Origin of the sequence: Segatella copri, assembly GCF_019249765.2 — a bacterium.
GTDB lineage: Bacteria > Bacteroidota > Bacteroidia > Bacteroidales > Bacteroidaceae > Prevotella > Prevotella copri_K.
Window position 1 is genome coordinate 3,203,948 of sequence record NZ_CP152484.1, and the last position, 21,211, is coordinate 3,225,158.

At 46.5% G+C, this 21,211-nt stretch carries 17 protein-coding genes and 1 tRNA gene; 9 read left to right on the forward strand and 9 right to left on the reverse strand.

Annotated features, from left to right (window positions below; translation table 11 throughout):
* The first annotated feature begins 11 nt into the window (after positions 1–11).
* The 5 genes from sufB to KUA46_RS13650 all read left to right on the forward strand — a co-directional run bounded on the left by sufB (position 12) and on the right by KUA46_RS13650 (position 5,878).
* Entirely contained in the window at positions 12–1,463 is a 1,452-nt protein-coding gene (sufB, locus tag KUA46_RS13630; protein WP_217326479.1) for a Fe-S cluster assembly protein SufB, read from the forward strand.
* 43 nt (positions 1,464–1,506) lie between these two features.
* Positions 1,507–2,262, forward strand: coding sequence for a Fe-S cluster assembly ATPase SufC (gene sufC, locus KUA46_RS13635; RefSeq protein WP_022120772.1), 756 nt, complete (start codon positions 1,507–1,509; stop codon positions 2,260–2,262).
* A 14-nt stretch (positions 2,263–2,276) separates the two neighbouring features.
* Positions 2,277–3,620, forward strand: a complete 1,344-nt coding sequence (sufD, locus tag KUA46_RS13640; protein WP_153083533.1) for a Fe-S cluster assembly protein SufD — start codon at positions 2,277–2,279, stop codon at positions 3,618–3,620.
* A gap of 11 nt (positions 3,621–3,631) precedes the next feature.
* On the forward strand, positions 3,632–4,846 hold the full coding sequence (locus KUA46_RS13645; protein WP_218487307.1) for an aminotransferase class V-fold PLP-dependent enzyme: 1,215 nt from the start codon (positions 3,632–3,634) through the stop codon (positions 4,844–4,846).
* Positions 4,847–5,269: 423 nt separating this feature from the next.
* Positions 5,270–5,878 (forward strand): ribonuclease HII, encoded by a 609-nt coding sequence (locus KUA46_RS13650; RefSeq protein WP_118063516.1) that lies wholly within the window; start codon positions 5,270–5,272, stop codon positions 5,876–5,878.
* Positions 5,879–5,958: 80 nt separating this feature from the next.
* Here KUA46_RS13650 and KUA46_RS13655 read toward each other — a convergent pair whose 3' ends face one another.
* On the reverse strand, positions 5,959–7,533 hold the full coding sequence (locus KUA46_RS13655) for a glycoside hydrolase family 28 protein (protein WP_218487308.1): 1,575 nt from the start codon (positions 7,531–7,533) through the stop codon (positions 5,959–5,961).
* Positions 7,534–7,765: 232 nt separating this feature from the next.
* Positions 7,766–7,850 (reverse strand) — tRNA-Leu (locus tag KUA46_RS13660).
* Positions 7,851–8,079: 229 nt separating this feature from the next.
* Here KUA46_RS13660 and KUA46_RS13665 point away from each other — a divergent pair.
* Complete coding sequence (locus KUA46_RS13665) at positions 8,080–9,168, forward strand: mannose-1-phosphate guanylyltransferase (RefSeq protein WP_218487309.1); 1,089 nt, start codon at positions 8,080–8,082, stop codon at positions 9,166–9,168.
* Between the two features lie 80 nt (positions 9,169–9,248).
* On the opposite strand, the gene KUA46_RS13670 is transcribed toward KUA46_RS13665, so the two are convergent.
* The 3 genes from KUA46_RS13670 to KUA46_RS13680 form a co-directional block, all read right to left on the reverse strand.
* Positions 9,249–9,650, reverse strand: coding sequence for an HIT family protein (locus KUA46_RS13670; RefSeq protein ID WP_022120766.1), 402 nt, complete (start codon positions 9,648–9,650; stop codon positions 9,249–9,251).
* A 185-nt stretch (positions 9,651–9,835) separates the two neighbouring features.
* The gene (greA, locus tag KUA46_RS13675) at positions 9,836–10,303 is read right to left on the reverse strand and encodes a transcription elongation factor GreA (RefSeq protein WP_022120765.1); all 468 of its coding nucleotides are present in this window, start codon (positions 10,301–10,303) and stop codon (positions 9,836–9,838) included.
* Positions 10,304–10,491: 188 nt separating this feature from the next.
* Positions 10,492–13,977, reverse strand: a complete 3,486-nt coding sequence (locus KUA46_RS13680; RefSeq protein ID WP_218487310.1) for a DEAD/DEAH box helicase — start codon at positions 13,975–13,977, stop codon at positions 10,492–10,494.
* A 277-nt stretch (positions 13,978–14,254) separates the two neighbouring features.
* On the opposite strand from KUA46_RS13680, the gene KUA46_RS13685 reads away from it, so the two are divergent.
* Both KUA46_RS13685 and KUA46_RS13690 read left to right on the forward strand, forming a co-directional pair.
* Complete coding sequence (locus KUA46_RS13685; RefSeq protein ID WP_006847694.1) at positions 14,255–14,722, forward strand: nucleoside deaminase; 468 nt, start codon at positions 14,255–14,257, stop codon at positions 14,720–14,722.
* A 206-nt stretch (positions 14,723–14,928) separates the two neighbouring features.
* Positions 14,929–16,236, forward strand: coding sequence for a nucleobase:cation symporter-2 family protein (locus KUA46_RS13690; RefSeq protein WP_119229427.1), 1,308 nt, complete (start codon positions 14,929–14,931; stop codon positions 16,234–16,236).
* Positions 16,237–16,336: 100 nt separating this feature from the next.
* Here the strand turns inward: KUA46_RS13690 and KUA46_RS13695 are convergent, their stop codons facing one another.
* The 3 genes from KUA46_RS13695 to KUA46_RS13705 form a co-directional block, all read right to left on the reverse strand.
* Positions 16,337–17,323, reverse strand: a complete 987-nt coding sequence (locus KUA46_RS13695; protein ID WP_153081262.1) for a YqiA/YcfP family alpha/beta fold hydrolase — start codon at positions 17,321–17,323, stop codon at positions 16,337–16,339.
* A gap of 186 nt (positions 17,324–17,509) precedes the next feature.
* A complete protein-coding gene (locus KUA46_RS13700; protein WP_218487311.1) occupies positions 17,510–18,967 on the reverse strand; it encodes an AAA family ATPase in 1,458 nt (485 codons plus the stop codon).
* Between the two features lie 116 nt (positions 18,968–19,083).
* On the reverse strand, positions 19,084–19,245 hold the full coding sequence (locus KUA46_RS13705; RefSeq protein ID WP_153093583.1) for a hypothetical protein: 162 nt from the start codon (positions 19,243–19,245) through the stop codon (positions 19,084–19,086).
* Positions 19,246–19,370: 125 nt separating this feature from the next.
* Here KUA46_RS13705 and xpt point away from each other — a divergent pair, with 125 nt between their 5' ends.
* On the forward strand, positions 19,371–19,937 hold the full coding sequence (xpt, locus tag KUA46_RS13710) for a xanthine phosphoribosyltransferase (protein ID WP_022120760.1): 567 nt from the start codon (positions 19,371–19,373) through the stop codon (positions 19,935–19,937).
* A 51-nt stretch (positions 19,938–19,988) separates the two neighbouring features.
* Here the strand turns inward: xpt and KUA46_RS13715 are convergent, their stop codons facing one another.
* Complete coding sequence (locus KUA46_RS13715) at positions 19,989–21,182, reverse strand: SGNH/GDSL hydrolase family protein (RefSeq protein ID WP_420377694.1); 1,194 nt, start codon at positions 21,180–21,182, stop codon at positions 19,989–19,991.
* Positions 21,183–21,211 lie beyond the last annotated feature (29 nt).

Genomic DNA, 21,211 nt, shown 5'->3' on the forward strand with positions numbered 1-21,211 from the left:
TTCTAAATAAAATGGCAGAGAAAGAACAAGAAAAGAATCAGTTTGTCAAGCTGGTGGCTGAGCAGAAGTATGAATTCGGCTTTACCACTGATGTACATACTGAAATCATAGAAAAGGGTCTCAACGAGGATGTTGTGCGCCTGATCTCGCAGAAGAAGGGAGAGCCAGACTGGATGCTCGAATTTCGTCTGAAAGCCTACAATTACTGGAAGACGCTCAAGGAGCCAAAGTGGGGACACGTTCACGTGCCACCTATTGACTACCAGGAGATTTCATACTATGCCGACCCTTTGGCAAAGAAGCCAAAAAACAAGGAGATTGATCCTGAGTTGGAGAAAACATTCGACAAACTCGGTATTCCTCTGGAGGAACGTCTGGCTTTGAGCGGTACCGCCGTAGATGCCATCATGGACTCTGTGTCGGTAAAGACTACTTTCAAGGAGAAACTCCGTGAGAAGGGCGTCATCTTCTGCAGTATTGGTGAGGCTGTGAAGGAGCATCCTGATCTGGTAAGAGAGTATCTGGGAACCGTAGTTCCTTATCGTGATAACTTTTATGCAGCCTTGAACAGTTGCGTATTCAGTGATGGCTCATTCGTTTATATTCCTAAGGGCGTCCGCTGTCCGATGGAGTTGAGCAGTTACTTCCGCATCAATGCCCGTAACACCGGTCAGTTTGAGCGTACATTGATTATCGCTGATGATGATGCTTACGTTTCTTACCTGGAGGGATGTACAGCGCCAATGCGTGATGAGAACCAGCTCCATGCGGCTATCGTAGAGATTATCGTCAAGGATAATGCTGAGGTGAAATACTCTACCGTTCAGAACTGGTATCCTGGTGATGAGCATGGTATGGGTGGTGTGCTGAACCTGGTAACCAAGCGAGGCGATTTGCGTGGTGTGAACTCTAAGTTGAGCTGGACTCAGGTAGAGACGGGTTCTGCGATTACCTGGAAGTATCCTTCCTGTATCTTGCGTGGCGACAACTCTGTAGCTGAGTTCTACAGCGTAGCTGTTACCAACAACTATCAGGAGGCCGATACAGGTACCAAGATGATTCACATGGGTAAGAACACCAAGAGTACCATCATCTCTAAAGGTATCTCGGCAGGTCATAGCCAGAACTCCTATCGAGGTCTGGTTCGTGCCACATCCAATGCCGATAATGCCCGCAACTACAGTTCCTGCGACTCCTTGTTGCTGGGCAGCGATTGTGGAGCGCATACCTTCCCATATATGGATGCCCATAACGACACAGCCGTGTTCGAGCATGAGGCAACTACCTCGAAGATTTCAGAAGACCAGCTCTTCTATTGCAATCAGCGAGGCATTCCTACCGAGGAGGCTGTCGGCTTGATCGTAAACGGTTATGCCAAGGATGTGCTCAACAAGTTGCCTATGGAGTTTGCCGTAGAGGCACAGAAACTCCTGAGTGTTTCACTCGAAGGAACCGTAGGATAGTTATCATAATTCTCGATGAAATCGATAAAAATTGACTAAAATTATGTTAGAGGTAAAGAATCTGCATGCTACTATTGCAGGCAAAGAAATATTGAAAGGTATCAACCTGACTATCAACGATGGTGAGATACATGCTATCATGGGACCTAACGGTTCCGGTAAGTCAACCTTGAGCGCTGTGCTCACGGGTAACCCTCTCTATACCGTAACCGAGGGTGAGGCTATCTTCAACGGCAAGAACCTCCTGGATATGAAGCCAGAGGACCGTGCCCGTGAAGGCTTGTTCCTCTCTTTCCAGTATCCGGTAGAGATTCCTGGTGTATCCATGACCAACTTCATGCGTGCGGCTATCAATGCCAAGCGTGAGTATCAGGGTTTGGAACCATTGAACACAAGTGAATTCATGAAGCTGATGCGTGAGAAACGCGAGTTGGTGGAATTGGACAGCAAGTTGGCTCGCCGTTCTGTAAACGAAGGTTTCTCGGGTGGTGAGAAGAAGCGCAACGAGATTTTCCAGATGGCTATGCTGGAGCCAAAGCTCTCTATCCTCGATGAAACCGACTCTGGGCTCGATGTGGATGCGATGCGTATCGTGGCTGACGGTGTGAACAAGATGCATACTGACAAGACATCTGCCATCGTCATCACTCACTACGAGCGTCTGCTTGATATGATTAAGCCAAGTGTGGTTCACGTACTCTATAAGGGTAGAATCGTGAAGACAGCCGGTCCTGAACTTGCCAAGGAGATTGAGGCTCGTGGCTATGACTGGATCAAGGCAGAAGTAGATGAGAAATAATAGGGAGGATGGCTATGCATTCAGAAAAACAATATTTAGACTTGTATCAGTCTTCTTCGAGAATAATCAAGAAGAACAGTGCTGAGGTGCTCAATGCGGTGCGCGATGCTGCGTTTGAGGACTTCCATCGTCTGGGCTTCCCTTCCCGAAAGGTAGAAAGATACAAGTACACAGATATGAGCGCCATCTTCGAGCCAGACTATGGCTTGAACTTGAACCGTCTGGAAATTCCGGTAGATCCATACGAAGCTTTCCGCTGCGATGTGCCTAACCTGAGCACTTCGCTCTACTTCGTTGTAAACGATGCTTTTTATAACAAAGCATTGCCTAAAGTAGAGCTTCCGGAGGGCGTAATTGTGGACTCTTTGAACAAGATTGCTGCAGAAAACCCTGAATTCATCGGGAAATACTACGCTAAGATTGCCAAAACCGACGAAGATGGCATCACCGCATTGAATACATTCCTGGCACAGGATGGCTTGCTGATTTATGTTCCAAAGAATGTAAAGGTAGAGCGAACCATTCAGGTCATCAATATTCTCCGTTCGGATGTAGATTTGATGGTGAACCGGCGTGTACTCATCGTGATGGAACAGGGTGCTGAGGCTAAGTTCCTCTTCTGCGACCATGCAGCCGATGACAAGAACTTCCTCGCTACTCAGGTAATCGAGGCTTATGTTGGCGAGAATGCCAGTCTCGACCTCTATTGCCTGGAGGAGACTCATTACAAGAACCGCCGTGTCAGCAACGTGTATATCGAGCAGCAGGCAAACAGCCGTGTGAACCATAACGTCATCACTCTTCATAACGGTATCACCCGCAACCGTCTTGACCTCGTATTCAAGGGCGAGGGAGCTGAGTGCTTCTGCAATGGTTGTGTGATTGCCGACAAGAACCAGGTGGTTGACAACAATACGCTCATCGATCATCAGGTAGGTCATTGTACCAGCAACGAACTTTATAAGTATGTACTCGATGGTGAGGCACGTGGTGCTTTTGCCGGCAGAGTACTGGTTCGTCATGGTGCCCAGAAGACTATTTCTCAGGAAACCAACCAGAACCTCTGTGCTACGAAGACAGCCCGCATGTTCACCCAGCCGATGCTGGAGATTTATGCCGATGATGTGAAGTGTGCGCATGGAAGTACTGTAGGTCAGCTCAACGATGCCGCATTGTTCTATATGCAGCAGCGTGGTGTGAGCCGCGAGGAGGCTAAGTTGCTCCTTCAGTTTGCATTTATCAACGAAGTCATCGACAAGATGGAGCTGGAGCCATTGCGCGATCGCCTGCATCATCTCGTAGAGAAGCGATTCCGTGGTGAACTCAATAAGTGCGAGGGCTGTAAACTCTGTAAATAAACTATTTTGCTATGTATGATATCAATCAAGTAAGAGCAGATTTCCCGATTTTATCGAGAACGGTATACGATAAGCCATTGGTGTATCTGGATAATGCGGCAACCACGCAGAAGCCATTGTGCGTGCTCGATGCCATGCGCGATGAGTATCTCAACGTAAATGCCAATGTGCATCGTGGCGTTCACTATCTCTCTCAGCAGGCTACCGACCTTCATGAGGCAGCCCGCGAAACCGTGCGCAAGTTTATCAATGCGCCTAAGGTTGAGGAAGTCGTCTTTACCCGTGGCACTACAGAGAGTCTGAATCTCGTGGTTTCATCGTTCTGCGATGCCTTTATGAGCGAGGGCGACGAGGTGATTATCTCTACCATGGAGCATCACTCCAATATCGTGCCTTGGCAGTTGCAGGCTGCCAAGAAGGGAATCGCTATTCGTGTAATCCCTATTAACGATAAAGGTGAGATTAACCTCGATGAATTCGCCAATTTATTTACCGAACGCACCAAAATCGTGAGCATTGCCCAGGTGAGCAACGTGCTCGGTACGGTGAATCCGGTAAAAGAAATGATTAAGATAGCTCATGAGCACAATGTGCCTGTCATGGTGGATGGCGCTCAGAGTACTCCTCATTTTGCTGTGGATGTACAGGATATGGATTGCGATTTCTTCGCTTTCAGCGGACATAAGATTTATGGTCCTACCGGTATCGGTGTGCTTTACGGCAAGGAAGAATGGCTCGACAAGTTGCCTCCTTATCAGGGCGGTGGCGAAATGATTGAGAGCGTAAGTTTCGAGAAGACTACTTTCGAGAAGTTACCTTTCAAGTTCGAGGCTGGTACTCCTGATTATGTAGCTACCCACGGTCTGGCAAAAGCCATCGATTATGTTTCTGCGCTCGGCATGGATAACATTGCCAAGCACGAGCAGAAACTCACCCGCTACTGTATGGAGCAGATGCGAACCATCGATGGAATCAGACTTTTTGGTGAACAGGAGGGCAAGGATGCCGTTGTCAGCTTCTTGGTTGGTGATATTCATCACATGGATATGGGCACCTTGCTCGACCGTCTGGGCATCGCTGTACGTACCGGTCATCATTGCGCTCAGCCTTTGATGGACCGCTACGGCATTCTCGGCACCGTTCGTGCCAGCTTTGCCCTTTATAATACAAAGGAAGAAATAGATGCGCTTGTAGCGGGCGTAAAACGCGTGGCTATGATGTTCTAAAGATAAAGACTTTTTAGCCGCATACAGCGCACGTAAAAGCCTTATTTAGCCAACTGGCGAGCGAAAGACAACCCACTGGCAAGCAAAGAACAGCCAACTGGCGCTACTGCGGACAGTTGGCTGTTTGCGTTTGGCAGTTATCAGAAAGTTGAGGTTGGAACGCCCAAATACTCTTCACTCTTCACCCTTTTGTCGTAACGTATTGTTATACTGATACTTACGCGCTGAAGAGGCGCTCTGACTCTTCACCCACTCTTCACCCTCTCTTCACCGCCTGGTGCTATGAGGGTGAAGAGTAGGTGAAGAGTGGGTGAAGAGTTGGTGAAGAGTTGAAATGCTCTTGTCTTTGTAACTGCCCTATAATGAGGCGGTTACAAAATAGAGGTGAAGAGTGAAGAGATAAACGTAAAATTCATCATAATTATGTTAGAAAGTCATTATTATAAGGATATGGTAGAGGCTGGCTGCGATGAGGCTGGCAGAGGATGTCTGGCAGGCAGCGTATATGCAGCAGCTGTTATCCTTCCGCCCGGTTATCAGAATGCCGAATTGAACGACAGTAAGAAGCTCACAGATAAGAAGCGCAAGGCGCTCCGCGAGCAGATAGAGCGTGATGCTGTAGCTTGGGCTGTGGGCATTGTTACTCCCGAAGAAATCGATAAAATCAATATCCTCAACGCCAGTTTTCTGGCTATGCACCGTGCCCTGGACCAGCTTAAGGTTCGTCCGGAAGCAGTTATCGTGGATGGTAACCGCTTCAAACCCTACAAGGATTTGCCTTATACAACCATCGTAAAGGGTGACGGCAAGTATCTGTCTATTGCAGCTGCCAGCATCCTTGCCAAGACCTATCGTGATGATTACATGGATGCGCTGGCAGAAGAATATCCGCAGTACGACTGGAAAAGCAACAAGGGTTATCCTACCAAGAAGCATCGTGCTGCCATCAGGGAATTTGGAGTCACTCCATATCATCGCATGAGTTACAATCTTCTAGGCACAGGTGAACTCTCACTTGATTTTAAAGACTAGGCATCATAGCTGTAGTGCTATGATTTCCATATAAAAAAGCCGCTCAACAGATTTGCCTGTTGAGCGGCTTTTAATTTTGATTAGAAGTCGAGAGTGATGCCCTTTTCATCAATCTTCTTGTATGTCTTGTCGTTGACAGTCACATTCTTCGAGTTCTTTGCATCGAAGGTGTGATTCTTTGCACTAACCTTGATGTTTTCGAGCTTCACGCCGTCAGTACGGTTGATGACGATACCATACTCAGCATTGTTTACCTCCATATCCCTGATGTGGATGTTGCTTACCGGCATCTCTGGGAGACCGTTGAAGTAAGCAGCACGACGGGCTGTGCGGCAGATGACATGGTTGATGTCGATATTGCGGAAGCAAGGTGTTGTCTCGTCTACCTTGAACTTCTGTACCTTCTGGCTCTTAGCCTCATCGCCATCGTTGAGAACCTCAACGGCAGACTTGCCACCGTAGTAAAGGTCGAAGGTGATGACATCTGTCTGAATATCAAACATTGACATGTTGTCGATGTAGATATTCTCTACTACACCACCACGACCGCGGGTACTCTTGAAACGGAGACCTACATCGGTGCCGAGGAACTGGCAGTCGCTCACCTTGATATTCTTTACGCCACCGCTCATCTCACTGCCAACAACGAAACCGCCATGACCCTTGAATACGGTACAGCCGTTTACGATGACATTCTCGCAAGGAATGCCGCGCTTTCTTCCGTCAGCATCCTTACCACTCTTGATGCAGATACCATCATCGCCTACATCGAAAGTAGAGTTGACGATGAGTGCATTCTTGCAGCTCTCCAGGTCAAGACCATCACCATTCTGAGCGTAAGAAGGGTTGCGGACCAATACATCTTCTATAAGAACGTTCTCGCACATCAGCGGATGGATGTTCCATGCAGGTGAATTCTGGAAGATAACACCATTGAGCCAAACGTTCTTGCAGCTTACGAGACTGATCATTACAGGGCGGAGGAAACGCTTGATCTCGTTCCATTCTTCTTCTGAAGCTGGAGTTTTAGGCACATTCATGTTGGCACTGTTGTCTGCCTTCAATGCACCTTCTGATGGGAACCAGTAGTCGGCTCTCTTGAACGCACCGCCACGTGAAGTAATCTGCTTCCACTGGACATCGGTAACCTTCTGCTTCTTCAATGGGCGCCAGTATTCTCCGTTTCCGTCAATGCAACCCTGACCGGTAATAGCCACGTTGGTAAGATGATGACCAGAGATAGGCGACTGGCAGCGGCGTGTATCCAAACCCTCAAACGATGTTTCTATAAAAGGATAGAGGGCATCATCTGGTGAGAAAAGGATGACTGCACCTTTTTCGAGATGCAGGTTGATATTGCTCTTCAAAACGATAGGACCTGTGAACCATACGCCCTGTGGAACGATGAGTTTGCCACCGCCTTTCTGTGTCAGCGCATCGATAGCCTTGGCAAAGGCTGTGGTACAGAGAGAAGAGCCATCTCCAATAGCGCCAAAGTCCTTGAGGTTTACCTCATTGGCTGGGAATTGCGGACGGGTCACCTTCTCCATCTGGAATGGTAGATTCTCGTAAAGAGCATCATACTTCTTGATGTCGGTTGCCTGGGCACTTAGCGCCAACAAGCAAGCACATACCATGCTAAAAAATTTCTTCATCTATTTTTTCGGTTTGTTGGGTTATTATATATAAGCTATTTCTTCTGCAAAGATAAATATTATCTTTTGAAGAGCCAAAAATAGTAAGGCTTATTCTAAATAAATCGTTGTAAACGTTTTCGTGAAGTGGGGGATATGATAGGATGTAAGTGGGTAGATATGCAGGGATAAATGTGTATATATACAAGGTATATAAACGAAAAAAGGAGAGAAGTAAAACTTCTCTCCATCTTGGTACCCAGACCCGGGATCGAACCGGGATGGATTGCTCCACTGGTGTTTGAGACCAGCGCGTCTACCGATTCCGCCATCTGGGCAAATACCACCTTGCTTATTTGCGGTTGCAAAGGTACTAATAATTTTTGAACTGACAAACTTTTTGGTGACTTTTTTTTCTAAAAATGCATTTTTAATGCAGAAACATTAAATTTTTGTTGTTTTTATAGTCCACTTTATTAAATTTCAAGAAAATCTTTGGCACTTTCACGGATAATCACTAACTTTACAGATGAATTTTGAAAACCAACAAAATATTAGACTCAAGATATGAAGAGTAACGGAAATAATTATTGTGTGATATTGGCGGGAGGTAAGGGCCGCAGACTCTGGCCTTGCAGCCGCAGCAACTATCCGAAGCAGTTTGTCGACTTCTTTGGAGTGGGGCGCACCCAGCTTCAGCAAACCTTTGACCGTATGGCAAAGATCGTGCCTGCCGACCATATATTTATCAACACAAATGAAGAATATGTTCAACTGGTAAAGGAACAGTTGCCTGAGGTTCCTGCCGAACGGATATTGGCGGAACCTATTCATCGCAATACGGCACCTAGCATGGCATGGGCCAATCATCGCATCTCGATGCTCAATCCTGATGCCTGCATCATCGCCACTCCTTCGGATCAGGCTATCTTCAATGAAGATGCTTTCCGGGAAAACGTATTGGAAGGTCTGGCTTTTGTGGCTGAACATGACCGTTTCCTGACGATGGGTGTGAAGCCAACCCGTCCTGAACCTGGATATGGATATATTCAGATGGGTGAAGCTATCGGCAACGGATTATATAAGGTACAGTCGTTTACAGAAAAGCCGGAAAGAGAGTTTGCCAAGATTTTTGTAGAGAGTGGAGAATTCTATTGGAATACGGGTTTATTCCTTTCTAATGTGAAGTATCTGCGTGAGTGTTTCTGCAAGATTCTGCCCCCTGTACTCCGTGATTACGATAAACAGTATCCCGAATTCAGTGTGGAGACTGAGAATGCATACATGAAAGAGAGCTTCTCTTCTTATCCTAATATATCAGTAGATTTCGGAGTGCTTGACAAACCTAGCAATGTCTATATGATGAAGTGTGACTTCGGCTGGGCTGATCTGGGTACCTGGCACAGTATCTATGAGGCGATGCAGAAGAGCAGCGATGACAACGTGGTTATTGACAGCGATGTGATGATGGAGAATTGTCACAACAATGTAATCAAGTTGCCTAAAGGAAAGCTGGCTGTATTGAACGGACTGAATGGTTTCATAGTAGCCGAGAATGACAATGTATTGTTGATATGCAAGAAAGAAGATTCTTCTGCCCTGGTGCGTAAATATGTAAACGAGGTGCAGATGAAGAAAGGCGATGAGTTCGTCTAAGCAAGAGCTTATGAAATAAAGATATAAAAAGAGCTGCGAAGCATATTCGCAGCTCTTTTTCTGTTTGAAACTTCTTGCATTTAAAGTTTCTTGAATTCTGTATAAATCTTATCAGCAATTTCCTTGAACTCTTCCTCTGTGAGTTTGAGATGCTCCTTGCGGAAGTTTACATCAGCTTCGCTGTTCATTGGGATGAGGTGGATATGGGCATGAGGAACCTCCAGACCCAAAACAACCTGCGCCACTTTCTTGCATGGGAAGGCTGCCTTGATAGCCTTGGCTACCTTCTTGGCGAAAACCTCAAACTCAGCCAGGTCTTCGTCTTCCATATCGAAGATGTAATCCACCTCCTTACGGGGAATTACCAGAGTATGACCTTTGCCGATAGGGCTAATGTCGAGGAAAGCATAGAACTTGTCGCTTTCTGCACACTTGTAGCTAGGAATCTCTCCTGCTGCAATCTTTGAAAAAATGCTTGCCATAATCGCTAATCAATTTATAATTAATAATTTATAATTTACAATACATATTATCTTATTCTCTTTTTGATGTCGTTGCATCGGCTACTTTCATTTTCTGTAGAGTATATCGGGTAGGCTTACATATAACATAAAAGGAACCGTCATACGGGCATTGCTGCCGATATGATAGTTCCTTTTATTCCGTTTTATTCAAATGAAATCTTGTCGATGCGAAGGTTGATGGTGCCGCGAGGAATCTTGATTTCTGCAATCTCACCTACCTTCTTGTTGAGCAATCCCTGTGCGATAGGAGTCTTGATGGAAATCTTTCCTTCCTTCAAGTTTGCCTCGCTCTCGCTCACGATGGTATAAGTCATCTTTGCCTTGTTAGCCATGTTGGTCATCTCTACCTTCGACATAATCTGCACGCTGTCGGTGCTGAGCTGCTTGGTATCGATAATCTTGGCCTCGGCAATAGTGAGCTTCAGGCGATTGATCTTATCTTCCAGATGAGCCTGTGCCTCTTTAGCGGCATCATACTCAGAATTCTCACTTAAATCACCCTTGTCGCGGGCTTCAGCAATTGCGGCTGATGCCTTAGGGCGCTCTACAGATACGAGCTGTTTCAGCTCAGCTACGAGTTTGTCGTAGCCTTCTTGTGACATGTAAGCCATAATTTTCTTGTTGTTTTAATGTTATTAATAATCGGTTGGCAAGTAGCATAAAAAATAAAGAATTCCAGTGCCAGTGAAGCACCGGAATCCTATATCTGTGTTTATGTCTCTTGTTTATCCTTTTGTGTATAATTTGAATGCAAAGATAGGACTTTATTTCCGTATCACCAAACTTTTTGGGGGAAATTTTAAAAATATCCTCCTTTTTCCTTCACATAGTTCATTAATTCGCTAAAAATCTGATTATTGCGCAATATCTCCGGGTTGCCTGTCATAATCATCTGCTTTCGGGCACGGGTGATGGCTACGTTCAGCTTGCGGTCGATGATGGCGCCGTCTTCTACGAAACTGTTGCCTGCAAGGAAGTCGAGCTGCCAGATGTTCTGGATGGTGAAACTGTAGATGATGACATCTCGCTGGCTGCCCTGGTACCGCTCTACGGTATCGATACTGATTTTCTCCAGTTCCGGAATACCGAGCTTTTCGATGCCTTTGCGCACCATGGCTATCTGGTTGCGGTAAGGAACGATGACGCCTACCGTCTTCTTGGCATCGAAACGCTCTCCATAGAAGCGGTGGATGCGGCGAAGCAGGTCTACCACGATTGCTGCCTCGTTGGCATTGATCTTATCAGATACATTCGGTTCCTTGCAGAATTTGGATGGAAGGAATATCATGCGGTGCTCCTTCAGCAGGTCGTCGAGCGCATCTTCTGATGGGAGAGTATATGACAGCTCCGTCTCCAACTGGTGTGGACATGGCACGGGTTCCAGCTTCTCCCGGCGGTAGAACATCCGATTAGGAAACTCTGCAATCTCGGGATGCATTCTTCCCTGGCGGCGCAGAATGCCGATGAATTCGCTGCGTTTTTCGTGATCTTCCCAATGAATCAGACGTTCGAAGAGGGAGTTGCGGCAGTTGGTAAGACAGATGTCCTGCAGGATGCTCATGTCGATGATGCCACCTTTCTGACTGTCGTTGATGGTAGGAATGCCTGAATCCTGCTCGCTCTGCTGTACCACGGCTGGCAACTGCTTGTAGTCGCCGATGAGGATGAACTTATCTACTGCTGATAAGAGACCGATGAGATTAGGCTCCAGTATCTGGCTCGACTCGTCGATGATGGCAAGCTTGAAGTGCTTCAGCGAGAAGATGAACGGCTTGGAGGTCATCATCGAAGTGGTGCCCACGATTACACGCGTACCTATTATATATTGTTTGATAGCTTCGAGTTTCGGACAGTCGCTGATGGCTTTCTCTATCAGATAAGGGCGGAACCGCTCGTCGCAGGAGTACTCGCTGCCGAGGCGAAGGAATGGAATGCCCGAATCTACCAGCATCTCGCAGATTTCATCTACGGCTCGGTTGGTATAGCTCATCAGGAGGATGGAGGATGCAGGCTGCTGAGCCGTCTTGCCTCCCGAGGCGATGCTTTCTGCTGTCGGCATTCCCGTTCCATCGTTCAATGCTTCTTCTACCATAAACTTCAGGGCACGGCTGGTCTTTCCTGTTCCCGGAGGTCCCACGAGCAGGAAGTAATCCTGTGCCTGCTTGGCACGGAGAATGATGTCGTCAAGTACATCATCGTAATGTCTGGTCAATGACAGCGAGGCATCTCTTTGCGGGGCACGCTGCCCTAACAGCAGGTCGCGTTTCTCCTTGGGTGCACAGATAAACTGGTGCAGGTTACGTATGCTTCCGCCTGTTGATGCATCGCTCGTACCATGTTCTATGGCGTAAGGCAGATTCATCTCGAAGATATCGGCATTCTGCTGTCCGTCGGTGAGATGCACCACAATCTCATCGCTGTGAATCTCCTGCAGTACACCTTTATATAATATAGCCTTTCTTACGTCGGGTTCTTCCTTCAGCTTGTAGGTATAGAGATACACCATGTCGCCGATACGGAAGTTGGGCAGAAAGTCCTTTCCCTGGTCGGGCACGCTCAGGGTGATGGTATCATATCCGCTTCCTGCGCTGCTCTGTTCCTTTCGGATGATGTGCAGGTCGGTATAGATATTGCCGGCATCTTTCTTTTCGGCGAGTGGCATGGTCCAGAGGTCGGAACTTGATGTGTTGGTGCCTTCCTGTGCGCCCACCTTGCTGATCATCTGTTCCCGCAACACGAAGGTCATCATGCGGCAGAAGTAAGCCTCCTCTAATGGGGTGAGGTTGTGGAGCGGACTGGTGATGGCTTCTATCTGCGGCTTCAGATACTTGTTGTAGAAGAAGTCCTGTGTGCCGGCTACATTGAGCACATCGGGTGTAAACTCGTTGAGTGCATGTTCAAAACCTTCCTTGGCTATTTCGAAAGAAGCGGCTACCAGCTGGTTGCGGTAAGTTATGGCTTCCTGGAAGAGCTTGTGGTAATACGCTACTACCATCAGTCCGTCTTGCGGCTGATACTTGGAGTAGAGCAGACGGATATTCACGCGGTCGTTGCTCAGCTTGAAGTTGTGCTGCAATACGCCATAGTAGAGCAGCAGCTGTACATAGTGTGGCTCCAGCTGATAACTGTGATAACCCGGATCTACCTGATGGGTTTCAATATTCATGTTGCGTCCCGATTTCTGCTCCACCAGCAGTTTGCAGTCGGTGGTCATCAGGTCCACACGTCCCTGTATGCCGAGTGCTTCGCAGACGAACGAAGGTTCAAGGATGGCTTTCTTCCTGTCGTAAAAACTTTCGCCACGGAAGGCTGACATCTGTGCCTGCGATGCGGTGCGGGGAAAGAGAATATCCACTACCTGCTGCAGATTGAATGCCTGCTGGTTGGCATCGGTATAGAATTTCTTGGCATCAAACCAGGGACAGGTGCAGAACTCCAGTGCTTTCTCCCTGAAATTCGTCTTTATGGTTTCGTTCATCTGGTATTTGCCGTTTGTATTGATGATGTCATCCAGCGCCGCACCGGCAAAGTTACCGAGCAGGGTAGCCTGGGTGTTGGCACGTGGTTTCATCTGGTTCAGCAGATAGAGCAGGGGATGATGACCGAAAGCCGTGAAGCAGGTGGCGATACTACTGATATCTACCAGATAATCGGGTTCCACCACGATGAGTCGGGGGGTGATGATGGGTTGTTTTACCTGACAGTCGAGCAGGTTGAGCTGCATACCTTCCTTCAGGATATCCCAGAGGTAGGTATGGTCAATATGGTTCTCTTCATCTTTCAGTTGAACGAGATATTCCTCTTCGTCAGCATCCTGGTCAATATCCACGCGGATGAAATCGCTGTCCCAATTCTTCACGATGCAGCGGATGCGGCGGTTGTTGATTTCCAGTCCTTTCTGATAAGGGCGGTTGGCATGGGGAATGAGCACGTTCAGCTCGTGGGGAACATCCACTCCGAATACGGCAGAGATGAAGATGGCTAGGGCACGTGCATCATATTTCAAATCTTCGCTTGAGAGCGGTTCCTGCGAATTACTGTGCCGGCGCATGGTCTGGATGGCAATCTTGTCTGCCACCTTGATGCCGTGAGTCTTGCAGAGATAATCCACCTGGGAGAAAAGGTTACCGAAAGCCTGTTTGGTATCCTTCACTCCTTCGTGGCAGCAGAGGATGAGCGTATCGTGCATCATCTTGTTGCGTGTCTTCGGCTCCAGTTCGGGGAGTATCAAAAGTTCTCTTACCCTAAGGAAGAGTTCTGCGGCGCTGATATTGTTTTGATTCATAGGCTACAAAGTTACGAAAATTATAACTACTCTTATAATAAAGGTATTTATAATTATTGATAATTAACTGTTGAACAGGAATGCGTATTTAAGGAAATTTAGGGCGTTCGTGCAAAAAAATGTAGTAAAGTGTCGGATATTCGTGCGAAAAAGTGTATCTTTGCAGCAAAAGTACTAAAAAATAATGCAAGAAATGCTTGCCGTATCATTTCTTTTTTGTATATTTGTAGCCCCCAATTGAAAAGAAGGGGTATTATTAATCTAAAAATATTAAACAATGACAAAGGAAGAATTGATGCATAGAGCCATTGAGCTCTCAAAGAATAGCGTGAAGACGGGGGGCGGACCTTTTGGTGCTGTGATTGCCAAGGATGGTATTATCATCGCTGAGGCTTCCAACAGTGTAACCATCGACCTCGACCCTACGGCTCATGCCGAAGTGAACTGTATCCGACAGGCTACCCGCAAACTGAAGACCTTCAATCTGGAAGGTTGCGAGATTTATACCTCCTGCGAGCCTTGCCCGATGTGCCTGGGTGCCATCTATTGGGCACATCTCGACCGTATCTATTATGCCAACGACCGGAAGGATGCGGCAAAGATAGGTTTCGATGATGAGTTTATCTATGAGGAGATAGACCGCAAGATAGAAGACCGCCACAAGCCGATGATTGCCCTGATGCGCGATGAGGCGCTCGGTGCTTTCCGCATGTGGGAGGAAAATGCGGAAAAGACGGAGTATTAATGAGATAAGATAAAAAGGGAAGGTTGCACGGAATATGAACCGCAGCCTTCCTTTTTTCGTAGATTCTTCTTGTATTCTATCATGCGGGATAGAGAAAAATGGAGAAAAGGAACGATTTCTCAGATTTTCTTTGTAATTTTGCCGCCAAATTCAGAAAAGACACTGAATTGATGGATAATGGAAATTCTCTAATTATTATAACGACAATGGAACAGTCAATAGAAAATCTCTACAAATTAGACGGCAGAGTGCCCGTAGGTAAAGCACTCCCATTTGGTCTTCAGCATGTGCTGGCGATGTTCGTCAGCAATATTGCGCCAATCATGATTCTCGCTGGTGCGATAGGTTTGGACAGTTCGGTGAGCGCCGTGCTTATCCAGAACTGTATGGTCATCGCCGGTATCGGTACCTTGGTGCAGCTTTATCCGGTATGGCGTATCGGTTCTCGCCTTCCTATCGTGATGGGTATCTCCTTCACCTTCCTTTCGCTCGCCATCGCCATTGCCGGTGCTCATGGTATGGGTACATTGATAGGCGCTGTCATCATTGGTGGTCTGGTAGAAGGAACACTCGGACTTTTCGCCAAGTATTGGATCAAGCTCATTCCGCCTGTAGTAGCCGCTACCGTGGTAACAGCCATCGGTTTCTCGCTCCTTCCTGTTGGTGCCAACTCTTTTGCGGGTGGTCAGGGTGCAGCTGATTTCGGTAGCATGCACAACTGGGTTGTGGGTTCTGTCACTTTGCTGGCTTGTCTGCTTTGTCAGATCTTCGCCAAGGGTTTCTTGCGTTCTCTCTCTGTATTGGTAGGACTGCTGGTTGGTTACATCCTGGCTCTGTTTATGGGAATGATAGACTTCAGTGGACTTTCTGGTCTCTCTATCGTAGCTTTGCCAAAGCTTCTTCCATTTACACCTGAGTTTAATATCGGTGCTATTCTCTCGGTGGTAGCAGTATATCTGGTTTCTGCCACAGAGACGATTGGTGATACTTCTGCGCTCTGCAACAGTGCGTTGAAGCGTGATCCTAAGACTAAAGAGATGGGTGCGGCAGTCTGCTGCGATGGTTTCGTAAGTTCGGTTTCCGGTCTTTTCGGTTGTACTCCTATCACTTCTTTCAGTCAGAATGTGGGTTTGGCAGCGATGTCGGGAGTGGTGAACCGCTTTACCATTGCCATGGGTGCCATCATCATGATTATCGGTGGTATCTTCCCAGCTATCGGTTATGTATTGACTACGATTCCTCAGGCTGTATTGGGCGGCTGTACCATCATGATGTTCGGTAGCATCCTCTTTGCCGGTTTCGGCATGATGGCGCGTACCGGCTTCTCTCAGCGTAACATGGTCATCGTGAGCCTTTCGCTCAGCGTAGGTCTCGGATTCACATCTGCAACAGGTATGTTCAACATCTTCCCAGAGATTGTGCGCACCGTTTTTGCTGATAACTGTGTGGCAGTAGTCTTCCTGCTCGCCGTTATCCTGAACCTCGTGTTGCCGAAGAATCTGGATAAGGCATAAGAATCAAAGATATTTATAGATAAAAAGGTGCAACTCACAAGTAAGAAAGTGAGTTGCACCTTTTTTGCTATAAACTGTTAACTATAAACTATTAACTAAATCACTGTCCTCCCAGTCTTTCGAAGAAGGTGATGATTTCTTCGAAGGTCTTGAATTCATCGCTGCCGTATTCTATCGTCGTACCCATGAAACCATCGCATGGGCTAGGGTCGATGAAGTAATCGCCGTAGAGCAGGTTCTTCTGGTTGCAGAAGATGATGTGGTTGTAGGCTGGGGTAGAGAGATATTCCTCCACCCAGGTCTGTACCTTCGCCATGTATTCATGATCGTTGGTTGGTGCTGGGGCTACGATATATACGTTGTAATGCTCTATCAGCATCTCGTAAGCCTTGTGCATCGAACTGGTTGCCTTCATGTAACTGTCGTGCAGGGCATCGAAGTCGATGTATACGATAGGGCGTTCCTTGCCGTTCTGCTTGTCGTCAATCCAGCGGATAACCGGACAGAGATAGTGGAATGCTACCTTGTCGATAAGTCGGTGCTCGCCGTGGAATGGGATGGCGAGCGGATAGTGCTCATGGAAGAGGTCGAAGGTATGGACCAGCGGATCAGCATCTCCGAAGAGACCGTAAACACGTTGCTGCTCCTCGGGAGTAATGTTCTGGAAGCAACGCTCGGTAAAGTCACGGTATTCCTTGATGAGGCCTTTGTTAACCATCAGTTCGTTCACTCCGTCCTTTCTCGGGTTCTGGAATTCCTGCTTGCCGGTCATGCTGCTCATCGTATCGCCCATCTTGAAGGCTGGGTTTACGAGGATGCGGTCGAATCCTTTCAGCAGTTCGGTATACATGCCTCCCATCGAGGTACCGATGATGAGGTCGGGCTTCTCAGTCTCCGCCATCTTCTGCAGCATCTCTATGCCCTCTTCCGGATGTACCGGGATGTCTTCAGCCACGAGGGTGGCATTCGGCATCAGTTCCTGCAACATCTTTACGGTGCCGCTCTGTGCAGAAGAGAGGAAACCGTGAACATACATGATTTTCTTGCCCGCCATGAGGTCGGGGAATTGTTTGATATATGGATTCATATTCTTATAGTTTAATGTACTGCTATTTCCTTAAGCGATTTGTACTAAGTTTGTGGTGCAAAGATACTAAAATTATAAATACGCATATAATAAAGGTATTTATAATTATTGATAATTAACCATTGGAGGTCATTAAAAAAAGAGGACCACCCATCGCTGGCAGTCCTCTTTCATTATTCTTCTATTTTATCGTTGAAATAATTGCTCAAGAGTTATCAGGTGATTGATGATACTTGCATGCATATTGGAACTAAGTCCCATTGTTGTCACCAAAACAGTTTGTATTGAGCGAGTCTTGTTATGCATCTTGCTATTTGCGAAAGCGTCTATCTTGTGACGTATATTCTCCTCGACATCTTGTGTGACAGTAAAATTACCTGTTGAAAATTTCATTTCGCAGAGATAATCTGTTTGAGTACTTTTACTCTCCATGACTAAATCTATTTGAGCACCTTTTCCGTCTTCAGCTTTCCCACACCAACTGTAGTTCCTTTCAACCGAATGGATACGTAGAGTGTCTTGTATGTTTTGCAGATGCTCTATGCTCAAAAGTTCAAACGTATCTCCAGCCCATGTGTAGAATGTGGCTGTCCCATGGATAGCGTTCCATCCTCCTTGTTTGATTTGTTTGCCATGAACAAATCTCAGATAGAATAGAGAAAAGAAATCTTTTAGCTGATATACAGTTTCGACTCTTTCCTTTCCATAGCGGGGATACTCTCTCGTAATTCCTGATTCTCTAAGGTTGTCAAGTAGCTTTGTCAGGGTACCCCCGGTTTTGATACCTGTAGCCTTGGAAAGCTCTGATTGTGTCATTCCATAGAACTTACTGCCAATAGCTTTAACGATGTCGACGTATTTCTCTTTGCTGGAATACAGTCCTGTATAAACATCTTTGAATTCCTGATGAATCAATTCGTCTGCAAAGAATATGCTGTCTATGTTGTCTGTCATTGTTCTGTCGTTGCGGAGCTTATCCAGATAATAGGGGATTCCACCTATAGCCATATAACTCACGCACATTTCATAGCGTGAGAGATGAAAACCATTTTTCTTGTAGTACTTTTCGCATTCTGCTAGAGTGAAAGGGAATAGTTTGATGGTTTCCGTGAGTCTTCCATGCAGACCTCCATAGTCATGTATCACATTATCAAGCATCCAACTTGTAGCCGATCCACAGACAATGAGTATAATATTTCGTTCACTGTCTGCCCATGAATTCCAAAAATATCCCAGTTCTGCTATCATTTCTGATGATTGCGGTCCTGCAAGCCATGGAAGTTCATCGATAAAGATGATTTTCCTTCTGTTTCTTTTTCCTTCCAGAACTTTTCTCAAAAGTAAAAATGCCTCTCTCCAACAAGTGGGTTTGGACTCCTTTGGCGATAATCCTGCAATCACTAGCGAATCATAGAAATGCGCAAGTTGAAGTTGACGGTAAGACTCATAGTCCTTGTCTCCGTCTTTAATATAAGTACCTACTGCTTTGAAGAGAATCTTCTTTCCAAAGCATTCGCTTACGAGATAAGATTTGCCTACTCTTCGACGGCCATAAATGGCTACAAGTTCAGATTTCTTTGACTTGTATATTCTATCGAGTATATTTATCTCTTTATTTCTTCCTATGATATTTGCGTAACTCATTGTAAGATAGTTTTATAATGTTGGTTGCAAAGATACGTTTTTTTTAGGATAACACCAAGAAAACTACTTAGAAAATCAGCGAAAACGATTGAATTTTCTTGCTTTTCGCTGATTTTCTAGAAATGAATAACACTTTTCTTATAGGTTTTGCTTTTCTCGGCGAGGGTGGCATCGTCATAATAGATGAAACTTTGCAACCAGTAGGTATAAGTGTCCATGTTTTCTGCGCTCATGACGAGAGGAGAGTTCTCGTTGACCGTGACTCCTTGCTCTTGCACGATGATTTCTGCTGCAAAATTACGCTAAATTGCAGACAAAACAAAATTATTGGGCGATAAACTTCCTTGTTTGCGAAAAAAGTAGTAATTTTGCACCCAATAACCATATTAAAGTTCAAGTCATAATGGATTTACTGAAAGAAAGAATTATGCAGGAGGGCAGATGCTTTCCTGGTGGAATCTTAAAAGTAGACAGCTTTGTAAACCATCAGATGGACCCTATTCTGATGATGGACTTAGCTAAGGAATTCGTGCGCCTTTTCAAGGACATCAAGTACAACAAGATTATTACTATCGAGGCTTCGGGCATCGCGCCTGCCATCATGGTAGGTTATCTGACCAATCTTCCTGTTGTGTTCGTGAAGAAAAAGCAGCCTAAGACGATGGAGGGTATGATTACCTCTGTGGTTCACTCTTTTACAAAGGACCGCGATTATACGGTTTGTGTGAGCAACAGTTATCTTACTCCTGAGGACCATGTTATCTTTATCGATGACTTCCTTGCCAATGGTAATGCGTCTAAGGGTGTGATGGACCTTTGCGAGAAGGCTGGTGCCAAGATTGAGGCGATGGGTTTCATCATCGAGAAGGCATTCCAGCATGGTGGTGACTTCCTGCGTAAGGAGGGAATCCGTTATGAGGCACTCGCCACAGTAGAGAGCCTGGACGATTGCAAGATTGTCTTGAAGTAAAACAGCTTATTATATATAGTAAAAGCCGCCTATAATAGGGCGGCTTTTTTCTTACTTGACGATATCAGCGGCATAGATTCCCATCGCCTTGTATCCTGCAGGGTTCGGGTGGAGCCAGTCGTTGCTGGCATATTCCCGCTTCATCCTTCTGTCATCATTCGGATCTTGAAGCAGCTTGGCGAAGTCTAAAATGCCATCTGCTTTCTTTGCCTGACTTCGAATCCAGTCGTTTACATAGAGTCGGGCTGCTTCGTGGAAGTGGCTGTAGTAGCCGGCACCCTTGAAAGGCGTGATGGTGCCCAGATAAACTTTCATCTTCCGGGCCTTCGCCTTCCTCATCATTCCCTGTATGCTCTCTATAATCTGGCGGGCTACCGTCTCGCTGTTGCCGCTCTTGGCAGCACCTATGTCGTTGATGCCTTCAAAGATAATTACCTTCTTTACGCCGCTCTGCATCAGAATGTCTCGGTCGAAGCGTTCCTTGGCGAGTGCCCCGAAACCGCCCGGCACGGTTACGCGGTTGTTGCCGATGCCCAGGTTCAGTACACCCTGGTTGGTTATCTTATGCTTCAACTGCAGCATCTCTGACATTACATCGGGCCACCGGTTCTGGGCATTATCCGTAGAACATTTGCCGTCGGTGATGGAGTTGCCCATGATGGCGATGGCACTCATGTTGGTGCTCATCGTATACACATCGATGCCGCTGATGTTGTACCAGTGGTTCTCGCGGAAAGCCTTTTCGAAGTTGGAGTGGGCATTGGTTACTCCCTTCATGATATAAGAGGTGGTACGTGAGCCCATGTGGACGGTAGGCACATCGGGAGCCGAGGTGTAGTTGATGGTGATGGCAACGCGCTCCAGGTTCTTGAGATTGAACTTCAGCGCATCGCTCACTATCTGTCTGCCGGCAGGGATAGTAGCCTTGTAGCTGTTGCCGAACTTGAAGTATTGGGCCGATTTGGCATCAATCTTGAAGGAGTCTTTGGCGTGGGCGATATAGATGGAGCGTATCACTACGGGTTGCATCGAGTAGATATTGCTCAGTTTCAGTCTTATCACGTCGCCTCCCACGCTTACCTTTACTATCTGGCGAACCGAACGGTTTGTCATGTTGTTATTATAGGGCATAAACGCTTTCACGACAGTCTGCGGTGCCGTAGCCCAAGTTCCAATCCATGTTTGTGCCGCCATCTGTAGTGTGTATGTGCAGATGAAGCATAGTATCATTATAAATCTTTTCACCTTGTTGTATTTTAAAAGTATATATTTGT

Coding starts and splice junctions, on each gene's coding strand:
- sufB (WP_217326479.1), top strand. CDS start 12: ATGGCAGAGAAAGAACAAGAAAAGAATCAGTTTGTCAAGCTGGTGGCT.
- sufC (WP_022120772.1), top strand. CDS start 1,507: ATGTTAGAGGTAAAGAATCTGCATGCTACTATTGCAGGCAAAGAAATA.
- sufD (WP_153083533.1), top strand. CDS start 2,277: ATGCATTCAGAAAAACAATATTTAGACTTGTATCAGTCTTCTTCGAGA.
- KUA46_RS13645 (WP_218487307.1), top strand. CDS start 3,632: ATGTATGATATCAATCAAGTAAGAGCAGATTTCCCGATTTTATCGAGA.
- KUA46_RS13650 (WP_118063516.1), top strand. CDS start 5,270: ATGTTAGAAAGTCATTATTATAAGGATATGGTAGAGGCTGGCTGCGAT.
- KUA46_RS13655 (WP_218487308.1), bottom strand. CDS start 7,533: ATGAAGAAATTTTTTAGCATGGTATGTGCTTGCTTGTTGGCGCTAAGT.
- KUA46_RS13665 (WP_218487309.1), top strand. CDS start 8,080: ATGAAGAGTAACGGAAATAATTATTGTGTGATATTGGCGGGAGGTAAG.
- KUA46_RS13670 (WP_022120766.1), bottom strand. CDS start 9,650: ATGGCAAGCATTTTTTCAAAGATTGCAGCAGGAGAGATTCCTAGCTAC.
- greA (WP_022120765.1), bottom strand. CDS start 10,303: ATGGCTTACATGTCACAAGAAGGCTACGACAAACTCGTAGCTGAGCTG.
- KUA46_RS13680 (WP_218487310.1), bottom strand. CDS start 13,977: ATGAATCAAAACAATATCAGCGCCGCAGAACTCTTCCTTAGGGTAAGA.
- KUA46_RS13685 (WP_006847694.1), top strand. CDS start 14,255: ATGACAAAGGAAGAATTGATGCATAGAGCCATTGAGCTCTCAAAGAAT.
- KUA46_RS13690 (WP_119229427.1), top strand. CDS start 14,929: ATGGAACAGTCAATAGAAAATCTCTACAAATTAGACGGCAGAGTGCCC.
- KUA46_RS13695 (WP_153081262.1), bottom strand. CDS start 17,323: ATGAATCCATATATCAAACAATTCCCCGACCTCATGGCGGGCAAGAAA.
- KUA46_RS13700 (WP_218487311.1), bottom strand. CDS start 18,967: ATGAGTTACGCAAATATCATAGGAAGAAATAAAGAGATAAATATACTC.
- xpt (WP_022120760.1), top strand. CDS start 19,371: ATGGATTTACTGAAAGAAAGAATTATGCAGGAGGGCAGATGCTTTCCT.